General features: G+C 72.2%; 21 protein-coding genes. 7 read left to right on the top strand and 14 right to left on the bottom strand.

The annotated features are described in order from the left end of the window. Positions 1 to 39: 39 nt before the first annotated feature. From NQO67_RS24265 to sigE, 3 genes are all read right to left on the bottom strand, one after another. Positions 40 to 2,379: a WD40/YVTN/BNR-like repeat-containing protein gene (locus tag NQO67_RS24265; RefSeq protein WP_255952324.1), complete on the bottom strand. Its 2,340-nt coding sequence runs from the start codon at positions 2,377 to 2,379 to the stop codon at positions 40 to 42. Positions 2,380 to 3,133: 754 nt separating this feature from the next. After that, positions 3,134 to 4,024, bottom strand: coding sequence for an anti-sigma factor family protein (locus tag NQO67_RS24270; RefSeq protein ID WP_255952325.1), 891 nt, complete (start codon positions 4,022 to 4,024; stop codon positions 3,134 to 3,136). Continuing rightward, positions 4,021 to 4,716 (bottom strand): RNA polymerase sigma factor SigE, encoded by a 696-nt coding sequence (gene sigE, locus NQO67_RS24275; protein ID WP_255952326.1) that lies wholly within the window; start codon positions 4,714 to 4,716, stop codon positions 4,021 to 4,023. Before sigE ends, NQO67_RS24270 begins: the two co-directional genes overlap by 4 nt. A 471-nt stretch (positions 4,717 to 5,187) precedes the next feature. Between sigE and NQO67_RS24280 the strand changes: the two genes are divergently transcribed. After that, positions 5,188 to 5,820, top strand: coding sequence for an O-methyltransferase (locus NQO67_RS24280; protein ID WP_255952440.1), 633 nt, complete (start codon positions 5,188 to 5,190; stop codon positions 5,818 to 5,820). A 107-nt stretch (positions 5,821 to 5,927) separates the two neighbouring features. On the opposite strand, the gene NQO67_RS24285 is transcribed toward NQO67_RS24280, so the two are convergent. Further along, positions 5,928 to 6,095, bottom strand: a complete 168-nt coding sequence (locus tag NQO67_RS24285) for a DUF3117 domain-containing protein (RefSeq protein ID WP_003966491.1) — start codon at positions 6,093 to 6,095, stop codon at positions 5,928 to 5,930. A gap of 448 nt (positions 6,096 to 6,543) precedes the next feature. Between NQO67_RS24285 and chcB the strand changes: the two genes are divergently transcribed. Beyond that, complete coding sequence (gene chcB, locus NQO67_RS24290) at positions 6,544 to 7,359, top strand: 2-cyclohexenylcarbonyl CoA isomerase (protein ID WP_255952327.1); 816 nt, start codon at positions 6,544 to 6,546, stop codon at positions 7,357 to 7,359. Positions 7,360 to 7,434: 75 nt separating this feature from the next. On the opposite strand, the gene NQO67_RS24295 is transcribed toward chcB, so the two are convergent. Both NQO67_RS24295 and NQO67_RS24300 read right to left on the bottom strand, forming a co-directional pair. After that, the gene (locus NQO67_RS24295; protein WP_255952332.1) at positions 7,435 to 8,052 is read right to left on the bottom strand and encodes a DNA-3-methyladenine glycosylase I; all 618 of its coding nucleotides are present in this window, start codon (positions 8,050 to 8,052) and stop codon (positions 7,435 to 7,437) included. Next, positions 8,049 to 8,465 carry a DivIVA domain-containing protein gene (locus NQO67_RS24300; protein ID WP_255952333.1) on the bottom strand — a complete coding sequence of 139 codons (417 nt, stop codon included), beginning with the start codon at positions 8,463 to 8,465 and terminating at the stop codon, positions 8,049 to 8,051. The genes NQO67_RS24295 and NQO67_RS24300 overlap by 4 nt, the downstream gene beginning before the upstream one ends. Positions 8,466 to 8,763: 298 nt before the next feature. On the opposite strand from NQO67_RS24300, the gene folP reads away from it, so the two are divergent. After that, a complete protein-coding gene (gene folP, locus NQO67_RS24305) occupies positions 8,764 to 9,648 on the top strand; it encodes a dihydropteroate synthase (protein WP_255952334.1) in 885 nt (294 codons plus the stop codon). Between the two features lie 82 nt (positions 9,649 to 9,730). Here the strand turns inward: folP and NQO67_RS24310 are convergent, their stop codons facing one another. Next, complete coding sequence (locus NQO67_RS24310) at positions 9,731 to 10,480, bottom strand: LOG family protein (protein ID WP_255952335.1); 750 nt, start codon at positions 10,478 to 10,480, stop codon at positions 9,731 to 9,733. A 196-nt stretch (positions 10,481 to 10,676) separates the two neighbouring features. Beyond that, complete coding sequence (dapE, locus tag NQO67_RS24315; RefSeq protein WP_255952337.1) at positions 10,677 to 11,756, bottom strand: succinyl-diaminopimelate desuccinylase; 1,080 nt, start codon at positions 11,754 to 11,756, stop codon at positions 10,677 to 10,679. A 170-nt stretch (positions 11,757 to 11,926) separates the two neighbouring features. Here dapE and NQO67_RS24320 point away from each other — a divergent pair, with 170 nt between their 5' ends. Both NQO67_RS24320 and NQO67_RS24325 read left to right on the top strand, forming a co-directional pair. Then, positions 11,927 to 12,940 (top strand): heavy metal transporter, encoded by a 1,014-nt coding sequence (locus NQO67_RS24320; RefSeq protein WP_255952338.1) that lies wholly within the window; start codon positions 11,927 to 11,929, stop codon positions 12,938 to 12,940. A 389-nt stretch (positions 12,941 to 13,329) separates the two neighbouring features. Beyond that, on the top strand, positions 13,330 to 13,650 hold the full coding sequence (locus NQO67_RS24325) for an ATP-binding protein (RefSeq protein ID WP_308295695.1): 321 nt from the start codon (positions 13,330 to 13,332) through the stop codon (positions 13,648 to 13,650). A gap of 98 nt (positions 13,651 to 13,748) precedes the next feature. On the opposite strand, the gene NQO67_RS24330 is transcribed toward NQO67_RS24325, so the two are convergent. Continuing rightward, positions 13,749 to 14,840 (bottom strand): bifunctional succinyldiaminopimelate transaminase/glutamate-prephenate aminotransferase, encoded by a 1,092-nt coding sequence (locus NQO67_RS24330; RefSeq protein ID WP_255952441.1) that lies wholly within the window; start codon positions 14,838 to 14,840, stop codon positions 13,749 to 13,751. 568 nt (positions 14,841 to 15,408) lie between these two features. Further along, complete coding sequence (fdxA, locus tag NQO67_RS24335) at positions 15,409 to 15,729, bottom strand: ferredoxin (RefSeq protein WP_255952339.1); 321 nt, start codon at positions 15,727 to 15,729, stop codon at positions 15,409 to 15,411. Positions 15,730 to 15,867: 138 nt separating this feature from the next. Here fdxA and NQO67_RS24340 point away from each other — a divergent pair, with 138 nt between their 5' ends. Further along, on the top strand, positions 15,868 to 16,956 hold the full coding sequence (locus tag NQO67_RS24340) for a GNAT family N-acetyltransferase (protein ID WP_255952340.1): 1,089 nt from the start codon (positions 15,868 to 15,870) through the stop codon (positions 16,954 to 16,956). Positions 16,957 to 16,991: 35 nt separating this feature from the next. Then, a complete protein-coding gene (locus NQO67_RS24345) occupies positions 16,992 to 17,945 on the top strand; it encodes a transglutaminase family protein (RefSeq protein WP_255952341.1) in 954 nt (317 codons plus the stop codon). Positions 17,946 to 18,036: 91 nt separating this feature from the next. On the opposite strand, the gene NQO67_RS24350 is transcribed toward NQO67_RS24345, so the two are convergent. From NQO67_RS24350 to NQO67_RS24365, 4 genes are read right to left on the bottom strand one after another with little or no spacing between them, the layout of a single operon-like run. Further along, on the bottom strand, positions 18,037 to 18,651 hold the full coding sequence (locus tag NQO67_RS24350; protein WP_255952342.1) for a response regulator transcription factor: 615 nt from the start codon (positions 18,649 to 18,651) through the stop codon (positions 18,037 to 18,039). Then, on the bottom strand, positions 18,648 to 19,925 hold the full coding sequence (locus NQO67_RS24355) for a sensor histidine kinase (RefSeq protein ID WP_374119084.1): 1,278 nt from the start codon (positions 19,923 to 19,925) through the stop codon (positions 18,648 to 18,650). The genes NQO67_RS24350 and NQO67_RS24355 overlap by 4 nt, the downstream gene beginning before the upstream one ends. After that, the gene (locus NQO67_RS24360; protein WP_255952343.1) at positions 19,922 to 20,662 is read right to left on the bottom strand and encodes an ABC transporter permease; all 741 of its coding nucleotides are present in this window, start codon (positions 20,660 to 20,662) and stop codon (positions 19,922 to 19,924) included. Before NQO67_RS24360 ends, NQO67_RS24355 begins: the two co-directional genes overlap by 4 nt. Next, a complete protein-coding gene (locus tag NQO67_RS24365; protein WP_255952344.1) occupies positions 20,659 to 21,606 on the bottom strand; it encodes an ABC transporter ATP-binding protein in 948 nt (315 codons plus the stop codon). The genes NQO67_RS24360 and NQO67_RS24365 overlap by 4 nt, the downstream gene beginning before the upstream one ends. Positions 21,607 to 21,721: the final 115 nt, after the last annotated feature.

Below are 21,721 nucleotides of genomic sequence, written 5' to 3' on the forward strand. Positions count from 1 at the left end.
GTCACACGGTCGGTGTGACCACCTCGCGGTGACAGGAACTCAGCCCGCGATGTCGCCGTACTGGATGCCGCGGCCGTTGGTCGCGACGTACACCCGCCCGTACACGCGCGGGTCTCCGGTGATGGCGGCGCCGGTCCAGCCCCACTGGTGCTGGTCGTCGTTGATGCGCTGCCAGGTCGCGCCGGCGTCGTCGGAGCGGAAGATGCCGCGCACGCCGCCGATCTTGGCGCTGGTGTAGAGCGCCGGATAGGTCTTGCCGGGTGCCGCCTTGCCCAGGCCGATGGCGTCCGCCGCGTCCACCCCGCTGACCTTGGTGAACGTGGCCCCGGAGTCGGTGGAGTGCCACAGGCCGTAGGTGGCGTCGTCCGCGCCGCCGGCCAGCCAGACGTCACCCGCCGTGCCGGGAACGGCCGTCATGCGCACCTTGCCGCTCGACGGGAGGCCGGACGCGGACGTGGCGGTGAAGCTCGCGCCACCGTTGGTGCTGACGTAGAACTTTCCGGCGCTGAAGCCGTAGAACACGGACGCGTCGGTCCGGTCGGCCTCCACCGTGGCTCCGTTCGGGATGCCGCTGGCGGCCGTCCAGGAGCTGCCGTAGTCGGTGGAGCGGTAGACGCCGGTGCCCTCCGGGCTCCACACCACCGCACTGGCGTTGGCCGCGATGGCGACGGTGCCGCCGCCGGTCACGCCGGACGGCTCGCTGCCCTGCCACCAGTTGTTGCCGCCGTCGGTGGAGAACCCGATGCGGTGCACGGCGGTGTCGTCGGAGTTGCCGACCCGCACGATGGTCGCGGGGGTGGACTCGGCGTAGTCGAGGCTGGTGGTGGAGTCCAGCGTCGGCTGCGTGAACATCAGGGACGGGACGGTGTCCAGGTCCTTGTGCACGAAGCCGCCGATGTCGCCGAGGGCGCTGATCAGCGGGGCGCCGGACGGCGGGCTGATGAGGTCCTGGACCGCGGTCTCCTCGAGTCCCTTCACCATCGGCTTGATGGTGATCTTCCCGCCGCTGTCCCAGGTGGTGAGGTTCTCGGTGCCGAACAGGGTGGCACCGGTCCCGTACATCATCCGGTTGGAGTCGAACGGGTCGATCTCCAGCGACTCCGTCATCCAGCCGAGCTTCGGCGTGGTCTCGGGCGGCTGCGGGTTGGCGCCGAAGGACAGCCAGGGCACCGAGGAGGTGTCGAGGGTGTAGCGGAAGCTGCGGTCCGGGTAGCTCGTCCAGTTCCACGCCTGGGTCCAGGTCGCACCGTTGTCGGTGCTCCGCCAGATCAGGGTGTCCGGCCACCAGGAGCTGTAGCCGGTGGCCATCAGGGTGCCGGGGTGCTGCCGGTCCACGCTCAGGCCGCTGAACCCGTAGTAGTCGTCGTCGCCGGTCGCCGGGCTGACGTTGGTCCACTCGCCGGTGGCCGTGGCGTAGCGCCACACCTCGCCCTTGGCACCGTCGTACGGGCCGCCGGTGTCGCTCGTGGCCAGGTACAGATAGCCGTTCTTCTCGTCCAGGACGCCCTTGTGGGCGATGTAGCCGGTGGGCTGCCCGGCGATCCGCTCCCAGCTCGAACCGCCGTCGGTGGTGCGGTAGACGGTGTTCTGCTTGTCCGCGACGCCCACGTAGAAGGTCTTGGTGGCGCCGCTGGACGCAGTGCCGGAGCTCTTGTCGAACGTCACCCAGATCACGCCCTGGTTGTCGCTGGCGTAACCGGTGGTGTCGCTCGGGTCCTGCGCGTAGTTGCCCACGTTGGGGAAGTTGGCCACCTGGGACCAGGTCGCGCCCGAGTCGGTGCTCCTCCACAGGCCCTTGCCGCTGGGGGCACCGAAGTACAGGACCTTGTCGTCGTTCGGGTCGACGGCCAGGCGCTCACCCATGCCCCGGCCGGGCATATTGCCGCCGATCTTGAACGGCAGCGTGGTGGACTTCCAGCTGTCGCCACGGTCGCCGGAGCGCAGGATGGCGCCGTTGCCGGGGTCCCAGTCATTGGTGTAACTGCCGACGGCCGCGTAGACGTTGTCCGGGTTCACGGGGTCGCTGGCCAGGCTCGCCACGCCGGTCCAGCCCCAGTGGTCCCAGTCCACCCAGTCGAGCAGCGGCTTCCACTGCTTGCCGGACTCGTCCCAGCGGTAGGCGCCGCCGACGTCGGTCCGCGCGTAGACCAGGTCGGGCTCCTTCTGGTTGAACACGATGCCGGGAACGAATCCGCCCCCGTCGATCCGCACGTTCTTCCACGTGTACGCGGCATCCGCTGCGGTCGCCGAGGCCGCTGCCCCCTTGGGCGTCGCCGCCGCGGCCGATGCCGCGGTGGTGGGCGTGGCCACCAGGCCCACGAGGCAGGCGGCAACCACCGCCAATGTTGCCGTCAGCGCACCGACGGGTCTCCTTCGCATGGGTCTCTTCCTCTCCGAGCCGTCCGATTCTCCAGACCAATCAGGAATGGGAGCGCTCCCATAGCATGTTCAACGGTGGATGCTAGCCGGTTGGTCGGGCCATGGAAACCCAAGGGACTTGAATTCCCGGGAGGTTGTTGTTCTGCCTGGTCGCACCAGGGGCGGCGGCGATTCGCCCGGGCGGGACCGGGGTGCGGGCACGGGGTCGAACCGGGTCGGACCGCGGGCCGCGACGGGTGTCGAATTCGACGGCGAATCGACAAATTGGTCGGACCTCTTGGCGGCGAAAGTCGAAACGGCTTGGTGGATTCGGCCTTGGGGTGAGCGGGTTCGGCCCTGGGGTGAGGAGGTTTCGGCCCTGGGGTGAGGAGTGGGGGCGCTCGGAGTCTTCGGCGCTGCGGGGCTCCGGGTCTTCGAGGCTCCGGCGTTTGAGGGCTTTGACGCGCCGGCTCACTGGCGCACCGGGGCTCCGGCCCTTCGGGCTTCGACGTCCCGTCCCTCTGGCCGTCTGGCTCACGGGCCCTTCGGGGCTTCGGGGCTTCGGAACTCCGGGTCTTTGGCGCGATGGCTCACCGGCGCGCCAGCGCCCCGCCGCTCCGGATCTTGGTACGGGAACGTCACCGAGGGTTCGACGCGGTGGGCCCGGGCGCTTACCGTGCCGCGGTGGCGTGCTCCGGCCCGTGCCCGTGCCCGGACTCGGGCTCGGGGCTTCGGGGCCGGGGCACGGTGCTCGGGCCGCAGCCCCGCTCCAGGTCTACGGAGTGGCCGTGTCCGTGACCCAGGACGCGTATGGCGTGCTGGTGGACGTGGGGGTCGCCTGTATCAGGGGGGCGTAGGGGGCGGCGCCGAATGAGGTGACGGGGATCTCGGAGGACGCCGCGGCTCCGCCGTGGGGTGTGGGGACGCTGGGGAGCAGGGGGGCGTTGGCCGCGATCGGGGTGACCGATTGCGGGAGCGTGCCGCGGCTGTCTGCGCTGCGTGCCACGGACGTACCGTTCCTGCGGCGCGCAGCGTCGGCCGCCGCGGCGGGTCCGACGGTGCGCAGCGGCGTGGCATTGCTCGGCACTGCGCCTCCCGTGCTGCCGGCGGCTGTGGGTACGCCGGTGGAGAGCCCCCCGAGCGCCATGGCGGCCAGCGAGACGGCACCGGCGGCCACGAAGGCGAAGCGTCGGCCGCGTGATGCGGCGGAGCGCTCCGCTTCCTGCCGGCTCACGTCGTGGATACGGAAGCCGCGCTCGCTGTCGGGGAGCACAGGGGTGTGGGGACCGGACGGGCCGTAGCCGAAGGGGGCGCGCGGCTTCGGGCGGAGCGGCAGCCTTGCTGCGGCGTCGCCGGTCATCCGGAAGACGCCGGTGCCGCCGAGTCCCTCGCCGCGAAACGGGTCGGAGTCGTCGCCGGCGTCGCCGTCACCGGCGGGCAGGCCTTGGAGGCGGGCGAGCAGGCTTGCGGAGGGCGGCGGTGGTGCCGTCTCGGCGAAGACACTCTTGAGGCGCCGCTGCGCGTCGGCCTCGGCCTTGCACTTCGGGCAGGTCGCGAGGTGCGCGAGGACCCGCTCACGGGCGTCATGACCGAGTTCGCCGTCCACCAGGGCGGCGAGCCGGTCGCCGAGATGCTGTTCGACGGGTGTCGGCTGTGATCCACTCACGCGCTGGCGCCCCCTCCGGATGCGGGGCTGACGGTGGCGAGCCCCCGACGCTCGGCACGGGCTTCAGGCGACCGGTGCGAGAGGGCCTTGCGCAGCTGTGAACGGCCGCGGTGGATACGACTGCGGACCGTGCCCAGCTTGACGCCGAGGGTGGCGGCGATCTCCTCGTACGACAGGCCCTCGATGTCGCAGAGCACGACGGCGGCGCGGAACTCGGGCGCCAGGGTGTCGAGCGCCTGCTGGACGTCCGCGTCGAAGTGGGTGTCCTGGAAGATCTGCTGCGGGGATGGCTCGCGGCTGGGCAGCCGCTCCGCGGCGTCCTCTCCGAGCTGGTCGAAGCGGATGCGCTGCTTGCGGCGGACCATGTCCAGGAAGAGGTTGGTCGTGATGCGGTGCAGCCAGCCCTCGAAGGTGCCGGGGGTGTAGGTCGACAGCGAGCGGAAGACGCGGACGAAGACTTCCTGGGTGAGGTCTTCGGCGTCGTGCTGGTTACCGGTGAGTCGGTAGGCGAGGCGGTAGACCCGGCCGCTGTGCGTGCTGACGATCTCCTCCCAGGTGGGAGGCGTCCACGCCTGCGAGTCCGCGTCGGCGGCAAAGGTCGCGGTCTGTGCGGATTCGGTGGAGTGGAAACGGTCAGCGTTCTTGGTCACGGATCTCGGCTCATCTGACGTCCCGAGGAGTCGCCGTAGCACTCCCCTCCGGTCGCCAGTCGTAGCCGCACCTCCCCTATCGGCTCTGGCGGTGTCCAGTAGAGCCCCTACCATAACCACCTCGCCCGTTAGCTCCGGATAAGTGTTTTTACCGAGATTTGCCTGTCGGCTTTCCGTTACGCACTGCGGCCGCCTCGCCCTCCCTCCCCCACTGCCTTGAGGGCATGGGAGGTGCCCCCAGCCCACCGCCGCCCTTCCGAGGTTGGCGCTGTGCGCCCTTACCGTCTCCCCGTCCGTCTCCGCGCTCTCGGCATCCTGCATTCCCCCGCCCGCCTTCCTGCCTCGTCCCCCGCGGACGCGCCCTGAGGCCCTCCGCAAGGGTGTCCCCGCTCAGTAGAACGTCCGGTCCGACCGGCGGGTTCCCGGTCCGCGAGGGCACCTCCTGTCCGACCGCGGCCGGGGGCGGGGGAGGATACAGTCACGGCCAGGCCACTAAGGGGACGGGAGAGGGTCATTACCGGCAACGGGCAGACGAGCTGGGCGTTCGCCGACGCCTTTGTCGCCGAGGACGACGCGCTGCGCTGGGCCCGCGACCGGGCCCGGGACGCGGGGCTGCGCCCGGTGTCACCCAGCACGGGCGCCGCGTTGCGCCTGCTCGCCGCCGCGGCGGACGCGAAGGCGGTCGCCGAGATCGGCACCGGCACCGGCGTCTCCGGAATCCATCTGCTGCACGGCATGCGTGCGGACGGCGTCCTGACGACGGTCGACCCCGAGCCGGAGCGCCAGCAGTTCGCCCGGCAGGCCTTCCGTGCCGCGGGCTTCGCGAGCAATCGCGCACGGTTCATCCCGGGCCGCGCCCTGGACGTGCTGCCGAGGCTCGCGGACAGCGGCTACGACCTCGTCTTCTGCGACGGCGACCGGATGGAGTGCCTGGACTATCTGGACGAATCGTTGCGGCTGTTGCGGCCAGGTGGGCTGGTCTGCTTCGAGGGGATCTTCGCGGGCGGCCGCACGGTCGACTCGGGGCCGCAGCCCGCAGAGGTGGTGCGGCTGCGGGAGCTGGTGCGGGCGGTCAGGGAGAGCACCGAGCTGGTGACCTCGCTGTTGCCGATGGGGGACGGACTGCTCTGCGCGGTCAAGCGCTGATCACACGGCTACCCGAGGGCCCTGCCCTGCCGGAGGTGGCTCCCGTTGACACCAGTGCCCCGGTGCGCGCGGCACCGGGGCACTGGAGGGTTCTCGGCCGCTCCGCGTCAGCCGACGACCTTCTTTAGGGCGTCGCCCAAGGCGTCGGCCTCGTCCGGGGTCAACTCGACGACAAGCCGACCGCCGCCTTCGAGCGGAACGCGCATGACGATGCCCCGCCCCTCCTTGGTCACCTCGAGCGGGCCGTCGCCCGTCCGCGGCTTCATGGCCGCCATGCTCGTTCCCCTTCCTGAAACCAGCTCATCTCAGCCGACGGCCCCTAGCAGGGCGCGCACTGCCCGTCACGGACAGGCGTCACCGGCATCGAACACATTGCTTCCTGGCCATTATCCCGCATCGCAGGACCCGATGAACAACATCGTTCGGCATCGCTTAGGCAACGCGCTTCCGCAAAACCACTCAATTCGGCGATGTGGTCGCAACGGATACCAGGAGCCCCGTTCCCGGTGCTTTTCGCACCGTCCGACCGCGGTGACACGCTTTGACGCAGGTCACATGTCGGCCCTGCGTCGCCGAAGGTGACCTGGGTCATGCTGTCCCGGGTAAGCCCCGGGTAAGCCCCTGGGTAGGGCCGGTAAAGGGCACGACACCCGTGCCGCCGTGGGACCACGCGTTCCTGGGGCCACCCCCCGCGGATCGATTCGATAGCTCGAAAGGACCGTCATGGCCGATTCTGTGCTGTACGAGGTGAACGATTCTCTCGCCACCATCACGCTGAACCGCCCCCGTGCGATGAACGCGATGGACATCGAGGCCAAGAACGCGCTGCGCGACGCGGTCGAGGCGGCGGCGGCCGACGAGGCGGTGCGTGCGGTGCTGCTGACCGCGGCCGGGGATCGGGCGTTCTGCGTCGGCCAGGACCTCAAGGAGCACATCGGCCTGCTGGCAGCGGCGCGCGAGACCAGCGGCGGCGAGGCACGCGCGAGCGTCATGAACACGGTGCCCGAGCACTACAACCCGATCGTGCGCGCCCTGGCCGGCATGCCGAAGCCGGTGGTGGCGGCCGTGAACGGGGTCGCGGCGGGCGCGGGCTTCGGCTTCGCCCTGGCCGCCGACTACCGCGTCGTCGCGGACACGGCGAGCTTCACGACCGCGTTCGCCGGCGTGGCGCTGACCGCCGACTCCGGACTGTCGTGGACGCTCCAGCGGGTGGTGGGCCCGGGGCGCGCCGCCGATCTGCTGCTCTTCCCGCGGAGCATCACCGCCCAGGAGGCGTACGAGCTGGGCATCGCCAGCCGGGTGGTGCCCGCCGCCGACCTGGCGGCCGAGGCGGGGCGCGCGGCCCGGGCGCTCGCCGAGGGCCCGACGCTCGCCTATGCGGCGCTCAAGGAGTCCGTCGCCTTTGCGGCCGCCCACTCGCTGGAGGAGACCCTGGCCAAGGAGGCGGAGTTGCAGGCGCGTGCGGGTGCCTCCGAGGACCACACGATCGCCGTCCAGGCTTTCGTGGACAAGCGCCGGCCCCGCTACCTGGGTCGGTAGTCCTACCCGGGTCGGCAGTCTCAGCCAGCGCACGCCGGCACACGGCAGCCCACGCGACCCCGGCGGGCGCGGACCTCACCGGTCAGCGGCCCACCGCCCGCGCGCCGCGCAGCCGACCAGGTGGTCGTCGACCAACCCGCACGCCTGCATCAACGCATACGCCGTGGTCGGGCCGACGAAGCGGATGCCGCGCTTCTTCAGCGCCTTGGACAGGGCGGTGGACTCGTCGGTGGTCGCCGGCACGTCGCCGATGCTGCGCGGGGCGGGGCGCGCGGCCGGGTCGGGGGCGTAGGACCAGATCAGCTCGTCGAGCTCGCCCGGGGACCACTCGGCGAGCTCCCGGGCGTTGGCGAGCGTCGCGTCGACCTTGGCGCGGTTGCGGATGATGCCGGGGTCGGCGAGCAGCCGGGTGCGGTCGGCCTCGGTGAAGGTGGCCACGGACGCGATCTTGAAGTCGGCGAAGGCGGCGCGGAAGCCCTCCCGGCGCCTGAGGATGGTGATCCAGGACAGGCCCGACTGGAACGCCTCCAGGGAGAGCCGTTCGTAGAGCGCGTCGTCGCCGTGCACGGGACGACCCCACTCCTCGTCGTGGTAGACCGCGTAGTCCTCGGTGGACAGGGCCCACGGGCAGCGCAGGACGCCGTCGGACCCGGCCACCGCGGCGCCGTTCGTCGGTGTGTCGTCCGCGCTCATCGGGGGTCCCCCGGCATCTCGCCGTTCGACATCGGGTAGCCGCTCGGCGGTGCCGTCGGGTAGCCGGGGGCGGGTGAGGGGTAGCCGCCCAGGGTGGCCGGCGGTGGGGCTGCCGGCGCGGGCCTGAGCATCGCCTCGAGGTGGGCGATGCGGGCGTCACGCTCTTCCAGCTCGGCGCCGAGCCGGCCGAGCGTCTCGTCGACCTCGGCCATGCGGTAGCCGCGCAGCGCGGTCGGCAGGCGCAGCGCCTCGACGTCGTCACGGCACAGCGGGCGGTCCCAGGGCAGCGGGTCCGTCCACTGCTCGGGTGCCGCCTCGGGCAGCGCTGCGCCGTCACCGCCGCCCACTGCGGCCAGCGTCACCGCGGCGACGACCACCACAAGGGCGACGACCAGGAACAAGAACACGACCATTACTCCCAGGGCCCCCACACTCGGCTGCCGACGGTCCGTCCCTGCGAACCGTCGCCTCCGATCGTGCCATGCCGCACCGACAGTCAGGCCCTGTCCGGCGGATCTTGCCGCGGTCGCGGGGTCTGGCACGCCCATCTGGGCCGAAAGGTGGCCGCCACCCGAATGCGGCCTGATCCGCCGGACAGGCCCTAGGGACACGGACGGCCGGATGGCATGATCGGTCGGATGACCTGAGCGGCCCATATCAGCGACAAGACGGCGTGGTCGGCCCACAGCAGCAAGAAGGAGGCCTCTGGGGATGTCAGAGGGCACACCGCAGGGGACGCTCCGGCTGGGCGGCCGGGAGTTCGGCCCGCACGAGCCGGTGATCATGGCGATCGTGAACCGGACCCCGGACTCGTTCTACGACCAGGGCGCCACGTTCCGTGACGAGCCCGCGCTGGCACGGGTCGAGCAGGCGGTGTCGGAGGGTGCCGCCATCATCGACGTGGGCGGGGTCAAGGCGGGTCCGGGCGAGGCGGTGACGGCCGAGGAGGAGGCGCGTCGCACGGTCGGTTTCGTGGCCGAGGTCCGCCGCAGGTTCCCGGACGTGATCATCAGCGTGGACACCTGGCGGCACGAGGTGGGCGAGGCGGTCTGCGCGGCCGGCGCCGACCTGCTGAACGACGCGTGGGGCGGGGTCGACCCGAAGCTCGCCGAGGTCGCCGCGCGGCACGGGGCGGGTCTGGTCTGCACGCACGCGGGCGGTGCCGAGCCGCGTACCCGGCCGCACCGGGTGGCGTTCCAGGACGTGATGGCCGACATCCTCGAGGTGACCGTGGGGCTCGCCGAGCGGGCGGTGGCGCTGGGTGTGCCCCGTGCGTCGGTGCTGATCGACCCGGGGCACGACTTCGGCAAGAACACCCGGCACAGCCTGGAGGCGACCCGGCGGCTCGACGAGATGACCGCCACGGGCTGGCCGGTACTGGTGTCGCTCTCCAACAAGGACTTCGTCGGCGAGACGCTCGACCGCCCGGTCAAGGAGCGGTTGCTGGGCACGCTGACGACGACGGCCGTCTCGGCGTGGCTGGGCGCGCGGGTGTACCGGGTGCACGAGGTGGCGGAGACGCGGCAGGTGCTCGACATGGTCGCGTCCATCGCGGGCCACCGACCGCCGGCGGTGGCCCGCCGGGGGCTCGCCTGACGGTGCGCGCCCCCTCCTGAAGCCCCCGTCCCCGTGCCCCTTGCGGGGCACGGTGCACCGCAGCGAACGTCGGCGGGACCGCCTAGCCGGAGACCTCCTTGGACACCAGGGCCACCGCCTCGTCGACGTCGTCCGTGACGTGGAAGAGCAGCAGGTCCTTCTCGGACGCCTTGCCCTGGGCGACCACCGTGCCGCGCAGCCAGTCGACCAGGCCGCCCCAGTACGCGGACCCGAACAGGACGATCGGGAAGCGGGTGACCTTGCGGGTCTGGACGAGGGTGAGCGCCTCGAAGAGCTCGTCCAGGGTGCCCAGGCCGCCCGGCAGGACCACGAAGCCCTGCGCGTACTTCACGAACATGGTCTTGCGGACGAAGAAGTACCGGAAGTTCATGCCGAAGTCGACGTGCGGGTTGAGCCCCTGCTCGAAGGGCAGCTCGATACCGAGGCCGACGGAGATGCCCTTGCCCTCGCGCGCGCCCTTGTTGGCCGCCTCCATGGCGCCGGGGCCGCCGCCCGTGATCACCGCGAAACCGGCCTCGACCAGCGCACGGCCGATCCTGACCCCGGCCTCGTACTCGTCGGACCCCGGTGGCGTGCGGGCCGACCCGAAGACGCTGATCGCGCTGGGAAGTTCCGCCAGGGCGCCGAAGCCCTCCACGAACTCGGACTGGATGCGCATGACGCGCCACGGGTCGGTGTGCACCCACTCCGAGTCACCCTCGGTGTCCAGCAGCCGCTGGTCCGTGGTGCCCGGCTGGACCTGCTCCCGCCTGCGGACCACGGGTCCCAGGTACTGCTCGCCAGGTGGGCCACCTGCTTCCGGACTGCCCATAGACGTCCCCTTCCGCTTCAGACTCAAGGCCTCTTCAGCGTAGATCCATGGACGTGGCCTGCACCGGAACTCCGGATGACCTGCGAGAAACGCATGACCACCGGCGGGCGCGGAGCGGGTGAGCGAGCCGCCGACACGCGGGCGTGCGCCGTGGGCATACGCCGTAGTCGGCCTGCGGCACCGGCCCCCGCTCGGGTCAGGCGCTCAGCCAGGTGCGCAGCCGTTCCTCGCAGGCCAGGATCCGGGCGGTGTCGACGTGCTCGTCACGCTTGTGGGCGAGCAGCGGATTGCCGGGTCCGTAGTTCACGGCGGGGACGCCGAGCTCGCTGAAGCGGGCGACGTCGGTCCAGCCGAACTTGGGCTGCGGGGTGCCGCCGATCGCCGCCACGAACGCCGCGGCGGCCGGGTGGCCGAGGCCGGGGAGCGCACCGCCGTTGTGGTCGTCGACCACGAACTCGGTGACGCCGCAGTCCGCGAACACCTTGCGGACGTGGGCCAGGGCATCGCCCTCGGAGCGGTCGGGGGCGTACCGGAAGTTGACGGTGACCGTACAGGCGTCCGGGATGACGTTGCCGGCCACACCGCCCTCGATGCGCACGGCGTTCATGCCCTCCCGGTACTCGAGGCCGTCGATGACGGGCCGGCGCGGCTCGTAGGCGGCGAGCCGGTTCAGGATCGGTGCGGCGGCGTGGATGGCGTTGGAGCCCATCCAGGCGCGCGCCGAGTGCGCCCGCTCCCCCGCGGTGCGCAGCAGCACCCGCAGCGTGCCCTGGCAGCCGCCCTCGACGAGTCCGTCGGAGGGCTCCAGCAGCACGGCGAAGTCGCCGGCGAGCCAGTCCGGGTGGGCGGTGGCCACATGGCCGAGGCCGTTGAGGTCCGCCGCGACCTCCTCGTTGTCGTAGAAGACGAAGGTGAGGTCGCGGTTGGGCGCCGGCACGGTGGCGGCGATCCGCAGCTGGACGGCGACACCGGACTTCATGTCGGAGGTGCCGCAGCCCCACAGGATGCCGTTCTCGTCGAGCCTGGAGGGCACGTTGTCGGCGATCGGCACGGTGTCGAGGTGGCCGGCGAGCACCACTCGATCGGGGCGGCCGAGGTGGGTGCGGGCCACCACGTTGTTGCCGTGCCGGTCGACGGTGAGGTGCGGCAGGGTGCGCAGCGCCGCCTCGACCGCGTCGGCAAGCGGCTGCTCGCTGCCGCTCACCGAAGGGAAGTCGACGAGCCGCGCGGTGAGCTCAGCGGCATCGAGCGTGAGGTCGAGGGAGGTGGCGTCCATGCCGACGACCCTAACGCGCGCAGCAGCCGGCCAGGCGCGCGCAGCCACCGGCCCGACGCGGGAAGCCACCGGGCGCCCCCGAGACCCCGCGTGCGAGCCGATACCACCATGTCCACCGGAGCGTGCACGGACGTGAGTTCGCCCTGGTGAAGCTCCAGTACCGTGGACGCGTGTCCGCGCGTCCCAAACCCCCCGCACCCTCCCTGTCCGGCCGGCTGCTCCGTACCGGGGTGGGTCTCGCGGTGCTGCTGGCGCTCGCGATCTACCTGGCGGTGCGGTACGGCCCCGAGGGCAGCAGGGCTCCGGGCCGCTGCACCGTCGTCTCCGGGAAGGGCGACGGCGCGGTGTTCCGCTTCGCGCCCGAGCAGGCGGCCGACGCCGCCACCATCGCGGTGGTGGGCACCTCGCGCGGGATGCCGGAGCGTGCGGTGACCATCGCGCTCGCGACCGCCATCCAGGAGTCGGGCCTGCGCAATCTGGACCACGGCGACCGCGATTCGCTCGGCCTGTTCCAGCAGCGCCCCTCGCAGGGCTGGGGTACCGCCGAGCAGATCATGGACCCGGCGTACGCGGCCGGGCGGTTCTACGAGCACCTGGCCAAGGTGCCGGGCTACTCACGGCTGCCGCTGACGGTCGCCGCGCAGCGCGTGCAGCACAGCGCCTATCCGCAGGCGTACGCGAAGCACGAGCCGGACGCCACGCTGCTGGCCGCCGCCCTCACCGGCCGCGCCGCCGCCACGCTGACCTGCGAGGGCGGCTCCGGTTCGGGACCGGGTGACCCGGCGAAGGTGCGCAAGGCGCTCGTCCACGACTTCGGCGGCGACGTGCTCACCTCGACGGCCTCCGAGGTGCCGGTGGGCGGGTCGACGGCGCCGGCGGACCCGGCGGGGCACGAACCGGCTGCGGCGGATCGTGCCGCGAGCCGCGGGGAGGCCTCGCGCACGGTGACCGTGCCGGTCCGTGCGGCGGCCGGCTCGGCCGGTCCGGACACCGAGCAGCGCGGTTGGGAGCTGGCGCACTGGGCGGTCGCCAACTCGTCCGGACTGCACATCGAGCGTGTCGCTTACGCCGGCCACGACTGGTCCGCGTCGTCCGGCGACGCATGGCACGCCGCCCACGGTGAGGGCAAGGACGGCTCGCGTTCCGCAGGCTCCGACCGGGTCGTCATCGTCACGGCACGCTGACCGCGGGTGCGCCGCGGTCCAGGGTCGCCATCACCGTCACCGTCCGCGTTTCATCCGTTCGGGGCCCGGTGACGACGCCGAGGCCAGGCACCGGACGCCCGTGCGATCTCCCCTTCGAACGAGGGATGGCGGCTTCGGTGCCACGAGGTCGGCGACTCCGGGCGCGCGGGTACGGACGGTCCGTCCGGCGGCCTTGGGAACACCCGGAGGGAAGGATTCCGCAGCCATCCGCTGCGACGAGGTTCCCGAGCTCGCGGCCCGCGCCCGGCCGGCCTCCGCATTGCGGACTCTTTACCTCCGCCCACCGCAACCTTCGCGGTGATCGAGCGGTAGTCACGGCGTCCGAGTACGCCGGACAGGTCACCGTTCCCTCCGCCGTAAGGAGCAACATGTCCCTCCCCCTGACCCGCCGGATCGCCCGCACCGCGCTGCTCGTCGCGGCGGGCGCGGCTCCCGTGATCGGTGCGGCGGGCTCCGCGAGCGCCACGGTGCTGCCCGAGATGTCGACGCCGGTCGGACTGAGCACCCTCGACCACGCACCCACCGGCGTGGTCGACTCGGCCTCGAAGGAGGTCACGCGGACCGCCGACGGCACGGCTGGCAGCCCCGTGACCGCCGCCCAGCGGATGGCCGGTGGCGCGGCGGGCAGCGCGGGCATGGCCGCGGGTGGCACGGCCGCCCACACCATGCACGGCCTGCCGGCGGCCTGACGCCCTACTGCACCCCCCTCGGAAGTGCGACGCTGCGGCATCCGCCGCTCACCGCGCCCCTGAGGGGGGTGCCGTCGTGTCAGCCGCGCCGCACCGCGTCAGGCCAAGCGGTGGACCGCCGCCGCGACACGTTCGTCCGTCGCGGTGAGCGCGACGCGCACGAAGCGGTCACCGGCAGGGCCGTAGAAGTCGCCGGGCGCGACCAGGATGCCGAGGTCGGCCAGGTGCGCGACGGTGTCCCAGCAGGACTCGTCCCGGGTGGCCCACAGGTAGAGGCTGGCCTCACTGTGCTCGATCCGGAAGCCGTGCTTCAGCAGCGCGTCCCGGAGCGCAGCGCGCCGCGCGAGATAACGCTCGCGCTGCACGCGCACGTGCTCGTCGTCGCCGAGCGCCGCGATGACCGCGGCCTGCGTCGTGGCGGGCGTCATCATGCCGCCGTGCTTGCGGATCTCCAGCAGCTCGCCGAGCACCCGCTCGTCACCGGCGAGGAACGCGGCACGGTAGCCCGCCAGGTTGGACCGCTTGGAGAGCGAGTGCACGGCCACCAGGCCCTCGTGGGAACCACCGCAGACGTCCGGGTGCAGCACCGAGACCGGCTCCGCCGCCCAGCCCAGTTCCAGGTAGCACTCGTCACTGAAGACCAGCACGCCGTGCTCGCGCGCCCAGGAGACGATGCGGGTCAGCTCGTCCTTGCCGAGCACCCGGCCGGTCGGGTTGGAGGGGCTGTTGAGCCAGAGCAGCCGCAGGTCCGTCGGGTCGAGTTCGGTCGGGTCGTCGTAGTCGACGGCCTCGGCGCGCGCCAGCCGGGCGCCGACCTCGTACGTCGGATAGGCGAGCCGCGGGTAGCCGACCCGGTCGCCGGGGCCCAGGCCGAGCTGGGTGGGCAGCCAGGCGACCAGTTCCTTGGAGCCGACGATCGGCAGCACGTTGCGGTGGGTCAGGCCGCGCGCCCCGAGCCGCCGCTCGCACCAGTCGGTGAGCGCGTCACGCAGCTGCGGGGTGCCCCACACCGTCGGGTAGCCCGGCGAGTCCGCGGCCTCGGCGAGGGCCTTCTGGATGAGGTCGGGCACCGGGTCGACCGGGGTGCCGATGGACAGGTCCACGATGCCGTCCGGGTGAGCGGTCGCGGTCGCCTTGTACGGCTCCAGCCGGTCCCAGGGGAAGACCGGCAGCCGGTCGGAGACCGCCAGGAAGGAGGACGGAGGGGTGGAAGGGGAGTCAGGGGTGGACGCGGAGGCGGTGCTGGACACGGTGCTCACTTTCCTGTTCCTGCGGATCGGTGCCCGCGGTCCTGTTCGTGTTCCGGTTCGTGTTCGCGTTCCGGTTCGTGTTGGCGTTCCGGTTCCGAGTGCTGCGGATCGGGGCCGCGAGCCTGCGATCGGTGCCCGCGCGGGACCGCGGGCCGCGGGCGGCTCGGTACCCGGGCGGTCGGCCGCCGCTCGTCGGGCGGCGGGCGCCCGGGGACCACGGCCGGCCACCACCCCCATGATTCCAGCCAGCCGCTCCCACCGCCCCGCCACATGCCTCGGTCCCGCACGGCGGCGGGCCGTACGGGACCGATGCGACGCTCCCCGGTGCTGCACAGCGCCCGGAACTGCCGGGCCGCTCACTGCCTCGGCCGACGATCCGGGTGGCCGAGACCTGCGTGGTCCGAGGGACTCAGGCCAGCGGCACCGGGTCGGGCGTGCGGGGCGCGGCTGCCTGCGCGTTGCGCGCCTGCTCGCCGGCGGGGCGGAAGCCCGCCGGATGGGCGGGTGCTTACTGGTTCTGCGGCGGCAGCGCGGCGATGAAGGGGTGGTCGCGCTCGATGAGACCGAGCTTGCTGGCGCCGCCGGGCGAGCCGAGCTCGTCGAAGAACTCGACGTTCGCCTTGTAGTAGTCCTTCCACTCTTCCGGAGTGTCGTCCTCGTAGAAGATCGCCTCGACCGGGCAGACCGGCTCGCAGGCACCGCAGTCGACGCACTCATCCGGGTGGATGTAGAGGGCCCGCTGGCCCTCGTAGATGCAGTCGACCGGGCACTCCTCGATGCACGCCTTGTCCTTCAAGTCCACACAAGGCTGCGCGATGACGTAGGTCACGCTGTCGTTCCTCCTCGATAGGGCGCTTGCGGGCCTCCTCAGGCCCGCCGCCTGGCGCGCGGGAGCGCGGCTCGTCGATGCCCGCACCTAGTATCTCCGGTCTGGGACCGGATCCGAACACGAGGGGTGGGCCAAGCCGTGGAATTCGCCGCCAAGGGGCGCCTTGCTGTCCGCATTACCGCCGCTGACGTGGGCAAACGCGTTTCCGTGCGCCGCCTGGTGGGGTCCCCCGATTCCGGCGCCACATTCACGGACGCGGTCGGTGTTCTCACATCGTGGGACGATGGTGTGCTGATCATCACGCGCCGCTTCGGTGACCGGGTCAGGATCGAGGAATCCTCGCTCGTCGCTGGCAAGGTGGTACCCGCGGCACCGGCCAGACGCCGCGGCCCCGCCGCATCTTACGAGGAACTGGCCCGGATCACCGCACGCGCCTGGCAGCCGGTGGAACGCGAGCGCCTCGGCGACTGGGAGCTGCGCGCCGCGGTGCGGACGGTACCGGGGGACGGTGCCGGTGCGCAGGTGCGGCGCGTGGCGTTCACCCGCCGGGCCAACTCGGTGCTGCCGCTGGGGGATCCGGGGCTGCCCCTGGATACCGCCCTGTCCCGGGTGCGTGCCTGGTACACGCAGCGCGGCCTGCCGCCCTACGTCCAGGTCTCGACCGGTGCCGAGGGCACCCAGGAGTTGCTCGGCGCCCGGCTGGAGGCGGCCGGCTGGGTGCGTGAGGTGTCGTCCGAACTGCGGATCGCCCCGCTGGCGCCGCTCGCCGACGCCGGCGAGGGCGGCGACGCGGACGCACGTGAAGCGACCGTGCGGCGGGTGCGACTCGCCCGGGAGATCGACGCCGGATGGCTGCGGCAGTACAACCGGACCGGCGACGCCGCGGCCGAACCGGACCCCGTGGTGCGGGCGGTGCTGACCGCGGGGCCTTCGGTGTGGTTCGCCTCCGTGCCCGAGACCGACGGCACGGACGCCGGGGTGCCCGCGGCGATCGGGCGGTGCGTGGTGGACGGACGCTGGGCGGGCTTCATGGCCGTCGAGGTGGCGCCACACGCCCGGCGCCGTGGGCTCGCGACGGCCGTGATGACAGCGCTCGCCCGGCAGGCGCTGGCCGAGGGCGCGTCGGCGGCCTGGCTCCAGGTCGAATCGGACAACACGGTGGCGACGACGATGTACGGCGGAATGGGATTCGACGTGCACCACCTCTACCACCACTATCGGGGGTGACGGCCCGTACGCCGACCGCCCGAAAGGCCAGCCGCATGCCCTCGTCGCACCCCGACCAGCCCCCGCACGACCCGCACGACCCCCAGTGCACGCCGCGGCCCCCGGAGCCCGAGCGGGCCGCCGAGTGGCGGCGGGCGTTCGCCGTGGAGGCCCGGTCCGAGCGGCCGGACCTGGCCCGGCTGTGCCTGCTGGTGGCCGCGCAGGCGGACGGTGCCCTGGACGAGGCGGGCATCGACGCGGCCCAGGTCGAGCTGGACCGGCTGGCGGGCGAACTGCCGTTCCGACCCGGCGGATCGCACGCCTGGGCGCGCGCGCTGGCCGGGTTGCTCGGCGGACGCTACGACTTCCGTGGCACACCCGGCGACTACCGGCGGCTGGACTCCTCGCTGCTGCACACGGTGCTGCGCCGGCGCCGCGGTCTGCCGATCCTGCTGTCCGTCGTCTGGATCGAGGTGGCGCGGCGGGCCGGGGCGCCGGTGTACGGGGTGGCGCTGCCGGGCCACTTCGTGGTGGGCATCGGACCGTACGGCGAACGGGCCGCCGAAGCGGGCGCGGAGCACGCGGCGTCGGGGGCGGAGTTGTCCGGTCAGGTACTGGTGGACCCGTTCCACGGAGGACGGGTCCTGACCGACGTCGACACGCAGCGGATCGTCGCCGGGGCGGCCGGGACGCCGCTGGAGGCCTCGATGCTGCGGCCCGCGGATCCGCTCGACGTGGTGGTGCGCATCCTCAACAACATCCGGGCGTGGGCCGCGGCGCGGCCGGAGCACAGTGACGTGGCCCTGTGGGCGGTGGAGCTGATGCTGCAACTGCCGTCGCACCCGGCCCGGTTGCGGCAGGAGCGGGCGGAGTTGCTGGTGCAGCGGGGGGAGTATCTCGCCGGGGCGGCGGAGTTCGAGGCGTATGCGAAGGTGGTGGGCGCGGTGGATCGGGGGGCGGCGGACGTGTTGCTTCGGCGCGCGCGGGCGGCTCGGGCGATGCTCAACTGACGCCCGAGCCGGGTTCTTGCTTCCGGGGCGCGCCCGGGGCGCGGTCATCGCCCTTCAGGCTCGTCCTCAAACGCCGGACGGGCTCTCTTGCTCACAACCACCCCTTGTCCCTGGCTATCCGTACCGCCTCCGTCCTGTTGCGGACGGCCAGTTTCTGGATGGCCGTGGAGAGGTAGTTGCGGACGGTGCCTGGGGAGAGGTGGAGGGTGGTGGCCAGTTCGGCGTTGGTGGAGCCGTCGGCGGCGGCGCGTAGGACGTCGCGTTCGCGTTCGGTGAGGGGGTTGGCGCCTTCTGCGAGGGCTGCGGCGGCCAGGGTGGGGTCGATGACGCGTTCGCCGGTGAGTACCTTGCGGATCGCCTCGGCGAGCTGGGCGGCGGGGGCGTCCTTGACGAGGAAGGCGTCGGCGCCGGCCTCCATGGCGGTGCGCAGGTAGCCGGGGCGGCCGAAGGTGGTGAGGATGACCAGCTTGAGGCCGGGGAGCGCGCGGTGGGTCTCCGCGGCGGCCTCGATGCCGCTCTTGCCGGGCATCTCGATGTCGAGCAGCGCCACGTCCACGTCATGGGCACGTGCCGCGGCCAGCACCTCGTCGCCGCGGGAGACCTGGGCGACCACCTCGATGTCCGGTTCCAGGCCGAGCAGCGCGGCCAGGGCCTCGCGGACCATCGACTGGTCCTCGGCGAGGAGGACCTTGATCGTGTGGCTCATGCACCGGATCCTACGGGGGCCGTTTCGGCGGACGGGGTGGTGAGGGGGACGTTGGCGAGCAGGCGGAAACCGTTGCGCCGCCGGGACGCCGCCTCCAGGGTGCCGCCGACCGCTTCCAGGCGTTCGGTGAGGCCGGTGAGACCGTTGCCTGGGGTGGCGGAGCCGCCCGTGCCGTCGTCCTCGACGGACAGTTCCAGCCAGGGGCCGTCCAGGGCCTGGCGGCGCTTCACGTCGATCGTGCAGCGCCGGGCCCCGGAGTGCCGGACGACGTTGGTGACCGCCTCGCGCAACGTCCAGGCCAGGGCCGACTCGCGTTCCTCGGTGAGGTCGGCGGGGAGTTCCAGGTCGGGTTTGGCCGGGACGACGGGGGTGATGCCGGCTGCGGTCAGCGCCACCTCGGCGCCGGCGAGTTCGCTGAGCAGCCGCGGGCGGCGGTAGCCGGTGACCGCCTCGCGGACGTCGGCGAGGGCCTGGCGGCTGACCTGCTCGATGTCCGTGACCTGCTGGGCGGCCTTGTCCGGCGCGCCGGGCAGCATCCGGCCGGCCAGCTCGCTCTTGAGCGTGATCAGGGAGAGCGAGTGCCCGAGCAGGTCGTGCAGGTCGCGGGCGAGCCTCAGGCGTTCCTCGTTGGCGGCGAGCTGGGCGACGGTGGCGCGTGCCCGGCGCAGCTCCACGGTCGTCAGCACCAGCTGTCGTACGCCGGTCATCGCGAAGCCGCCGAGCAGGATGGCCAGCATGGTGCCAGGGTTGAAGCCGTGCTTCGGTTCACCGTCGGCCAGCATGCCGAACCCCTCCGCCATGAGGGCCACGGTCAGGATCGCGTACGCGGCGAGCGGGAGGGGCAACGTGGCGCCGCAGGCCACCGCGACGTACACGTACAGCACCACCCAGGCCTGGCCGAGGGTGCAGGTCAACGCCGTCGAGAGGGCGCAGAGCCCGACGAGGATCCACCAGACACGGGGGCGCTCCAGGGCGCGGCTGGTGTGCCGGAACACCAGCGACATGTACGACACCACGAAGATCGCGAGCCCCGTCCACCCCCAGACGGTGCCTGCGGTGCCGTGTTCGCCGCGCACCAGGCTGCTCGCCGGCTGGCTCAGGTACACCAGCCAGATGACCATCCAGAACAGCTTGCGGACGGCCTCGCGCCGGTTCCTGGGGGGCCTGCCGTAAGGAATCTGCAGGCCCCCTGGGCGGTCCTCGGACACGACCGTCGCCGCGGGCGCCTGCGACCCCGACCGCGACTGTGGCACGTCCTCGTGCACGACGCTCATGCCGTCCGGGTGTCCTTGCGGTACAGCCAGGCGGCGGCGCCGGCGAAGACGAGGAAGTAGACCACGAGGATGGCGAAGTCCTTGCCGTGCGGGACATCGCCCAGCTCGATGGCCTGCCCGACACCGGCGTAGGCGTGCGTGGGCAGGTAATCGGCGATGTTCTGGAGCCACTTCGGGAACGTGGTCGTGGGCATCCACAGGCCGCCCAGGATGGACAGCACGAAGTAGATGATCATCGTGATGGGCCGGACCGCGTCACCGGTCGCCAGGTAGCCGATGGCCACCCCGAGCGCCGCGAAGACCAGGCTGCCCGCCCAGATCGCACCGGTCAGCGCGAGCCACTGCCCGGCGCCGAGCCGTACGCCCTTCGCAGCGGCCGCGACGACGAAGACCACGACGATCGAGGGCAGGCTGACCACCGCGGCACTGGAGATCTTGGCGAACACGTAGCCGCGGCCGGGCAGCGTGGTGAGCCGCAGCTGGCGCACCCAGCCGTTCTCGCGCTCCTTGGCGATGCGTTCGCTGTTGCCCATCAGGACGGCGGTGAGCGCGCCGAACGACGCCATCGACACCATGAAGAAGGTCACCAGGGTCAGCCCGGTCCCCTTGACCTCGGTGTCGCTGCCCGCGCTGCCCGCGATGATCAGGAACAGCACGCACGGGTAGGCCACCGAGAAGAACAGGAACTTGCGGTTGCGCAGGGCCCGGGTGAGTTCGAGCCGGATCAGGCTGGTCATGCGGTCTTGGCCTCCTCGGCTGCGGTGATGGCGACGAAGGCCTGCTCCAGGCCGAGCCCGGCCACTTCGAGATTGCGGGGGTACAGGTCGAGCCCGTAGACGGCGTGCATGGTGGCGTCGGCGTCCGTGGACTGGATGCGCACGGTGCGCCCGGAGACGTCGATGTTGCTGAGGAACGGCAGCTCGGCGAGCCGGCGCTCGAGTTCCTCGTCGAGGCCCTCCAGGTCGAACGAGATCCGGCGGGCGCCCGCCTTGGCCTTGATCTCGGCGGAGCTGCCGTCGGCGAGCAGCCTGCCGCGGTGCAGCACCAGCACCCGGTCGGCGATCGCGTCGGCCTCCTCCAGGTAGTGCGTGGCGAAGAGCACCGTGCGGCCCTGGTCGGCCTGTTCGCGCATGGTCGCCCAGAAGGCCTGGCGGGCGGAGACGTCCATGCCGGTGGTGGGCTCGTCCAGCACGATCAGGTCGTTGGCGCCGGCGGTGGCCAGCGCGAACCGTACGCGCTGCTCCTGGCCGCCGGAGAGCTTGTTGACCTTGCGGTCGGCTATCTGGGAGATGCCGGCCTGGGCGAGCACCTCGTCGACCGGATGCCGCTTGGGGTGCAGATCGCAGGCGAGCCGCACCAGCTCCCTGACCGTGACCTCGTCCATCAGGCCACCGCTCTGGAGCATGGCACCGACCCGCCCGGCGGCGATCGCCTCACGCGGCGTGCCGCCGAACAGCCGGACCGTGCCCTGGTCCGGGTTGCGCAGCCCGAGCAGCAGCTCCAGCGTGGTCGACTTGCCCGCCCCGTTCGGCCCGAGCAGGGCCACGGTCTGGCCGGCGGGCAGGTCCAGGGTGAGCCCGTCCACCGCCCGTACGTCCCCGTACGCCTTCGCCACCTGCTCGAAGCGGACCACCGAGGTGGCGGCGCCCGAGGTGGCGGCGGTTGAAACTGTCGTCGTCATACCCCCATCCTGACGGGCGCAGCGCCCCAGCATCAGTGTCGGAGGTCGTGCCTTGGGGATGACAGATGTCATGGGTGAAGGCATGACAGGAATACGCCGGGGCACGCCGGCGTAT

Origin of the sequence: Streptomyces odontomachi (assembly GCF_024435355.1) — a bacterium.
Taxonomy (GTDB): domain Bacteria; phylum Actinomycetota; class Actinomycetes; order Streptomycetales; family Streptomycetaceae; genus Streptomyces; species Streptomyces odontomachi.

What these genes read in the sequence shown, in the direction of transcription:
- NQO67_RS24265 (WP_255952324.1), bottom strand. Translation starts at nt 2,379, where the DNA reads ATGCGAAGGAGACCCGTCGGTGCGCTGACGGCAACATTGGCGGTGGTT.
- NQO67_RS24285 (WP_003966491.1), bottom strand. Translation starts at nt 6,095, where the DNA reads ATGGCGGCCATGAAGCCGCGGACGGGCGACGGCCCGCTCGAGGTGACC.
- chcB (WP_255952327.1), top strand. Translation starts at nt 6,544, where the DNA reads ATGGCCGATTCTGTGCTGTACGAGGTGAACGATTCTCTCGCCACCATC.
- NQO67_RS24295 (WP_255952332.1), bottom strand. Translation starts at nt 8,052, where the DNA reads ATGAGCGCGGACGACACACCGACGAACGGCGCCGCGGTGGCCGGGTCC.
- NQO67_RS24300 (WP_255952333.1), bottom strand. Translation starts at nt 8,465, where the DNA reads ATGGTCGTGTTCTTGTTCCTGGTCGTCGCCCTTGTGGTGGTCGTCGCC.
- folP (WP_255952334.1), top strand. Translation starts at nt 8,764, where the DNA reads ATGTCAGAGGGCACACCGCAGGGGACGCTCCGGCTGGGCGGCCGGGAG.
- NQO67_RS24310 (WP_255952335.1), bottom strand. Translation starts at nt 10,480, where the DNA reads ATGGGCAGTCCGGAAGCAGGTGGCCCACCTGGCGAGCAGTACCTGGGA.
- dapE (WP_255952337.1), bottom strand. Translation starts at nt 11,756, where the DNA reads ATGGACGCCACCTCCCTCGACCTCACGCTCGATGCCGCTGAGCTCACC.
- NQO67_RS24325 (WP_308295695.1), top strand. Translation starts at nt 13,330, where the DNA reads ATGTCCCTCCCCCTGACCCGCCGGATCGCCCGCACCGCGCTGCTCGTC.
- NQO67_RS24345 (WP_255952341.1), top strand. Translation starts at nt 16,992, where the DNA reads ATGCCCTCGTCGCACCCCGACCAGCCCCCGCACGACCCGCACGACCCC.
- NQO67_RS24350 (WP_255952342.1), bottom strand. Translation starts at nt 18,651, where the DNA reads ATGAGCCACACGATCAAGGTCCTCCTCGCCGAGGACCAGTCGATGGTC.
- NQO67_RS24355 (WP_374119084.1), bottom strand. Translation starts at nt 19,925, where the DNA reads ATGAGCGTCGTGCACGAGGACGTGCCACAGTCGCGGTCGGGGTCGCAG.
- NQO67_RS24360 (WP_255952343.1), bottom strand. Translation starts at nt 20,662, where the DNA reads ATGACCAGCCTGATCCGGCTCGAACTCACCCGGGCCCTGCGCAACCGC.
- NQO67_RS24365 (WP_255952344.1), bottom strand. Translation starts at nt 21,606, where the DNA reads ATGACGACGACAGTTTCAACCGCCGCCACCTCGGGCGCCGCCACCTCG.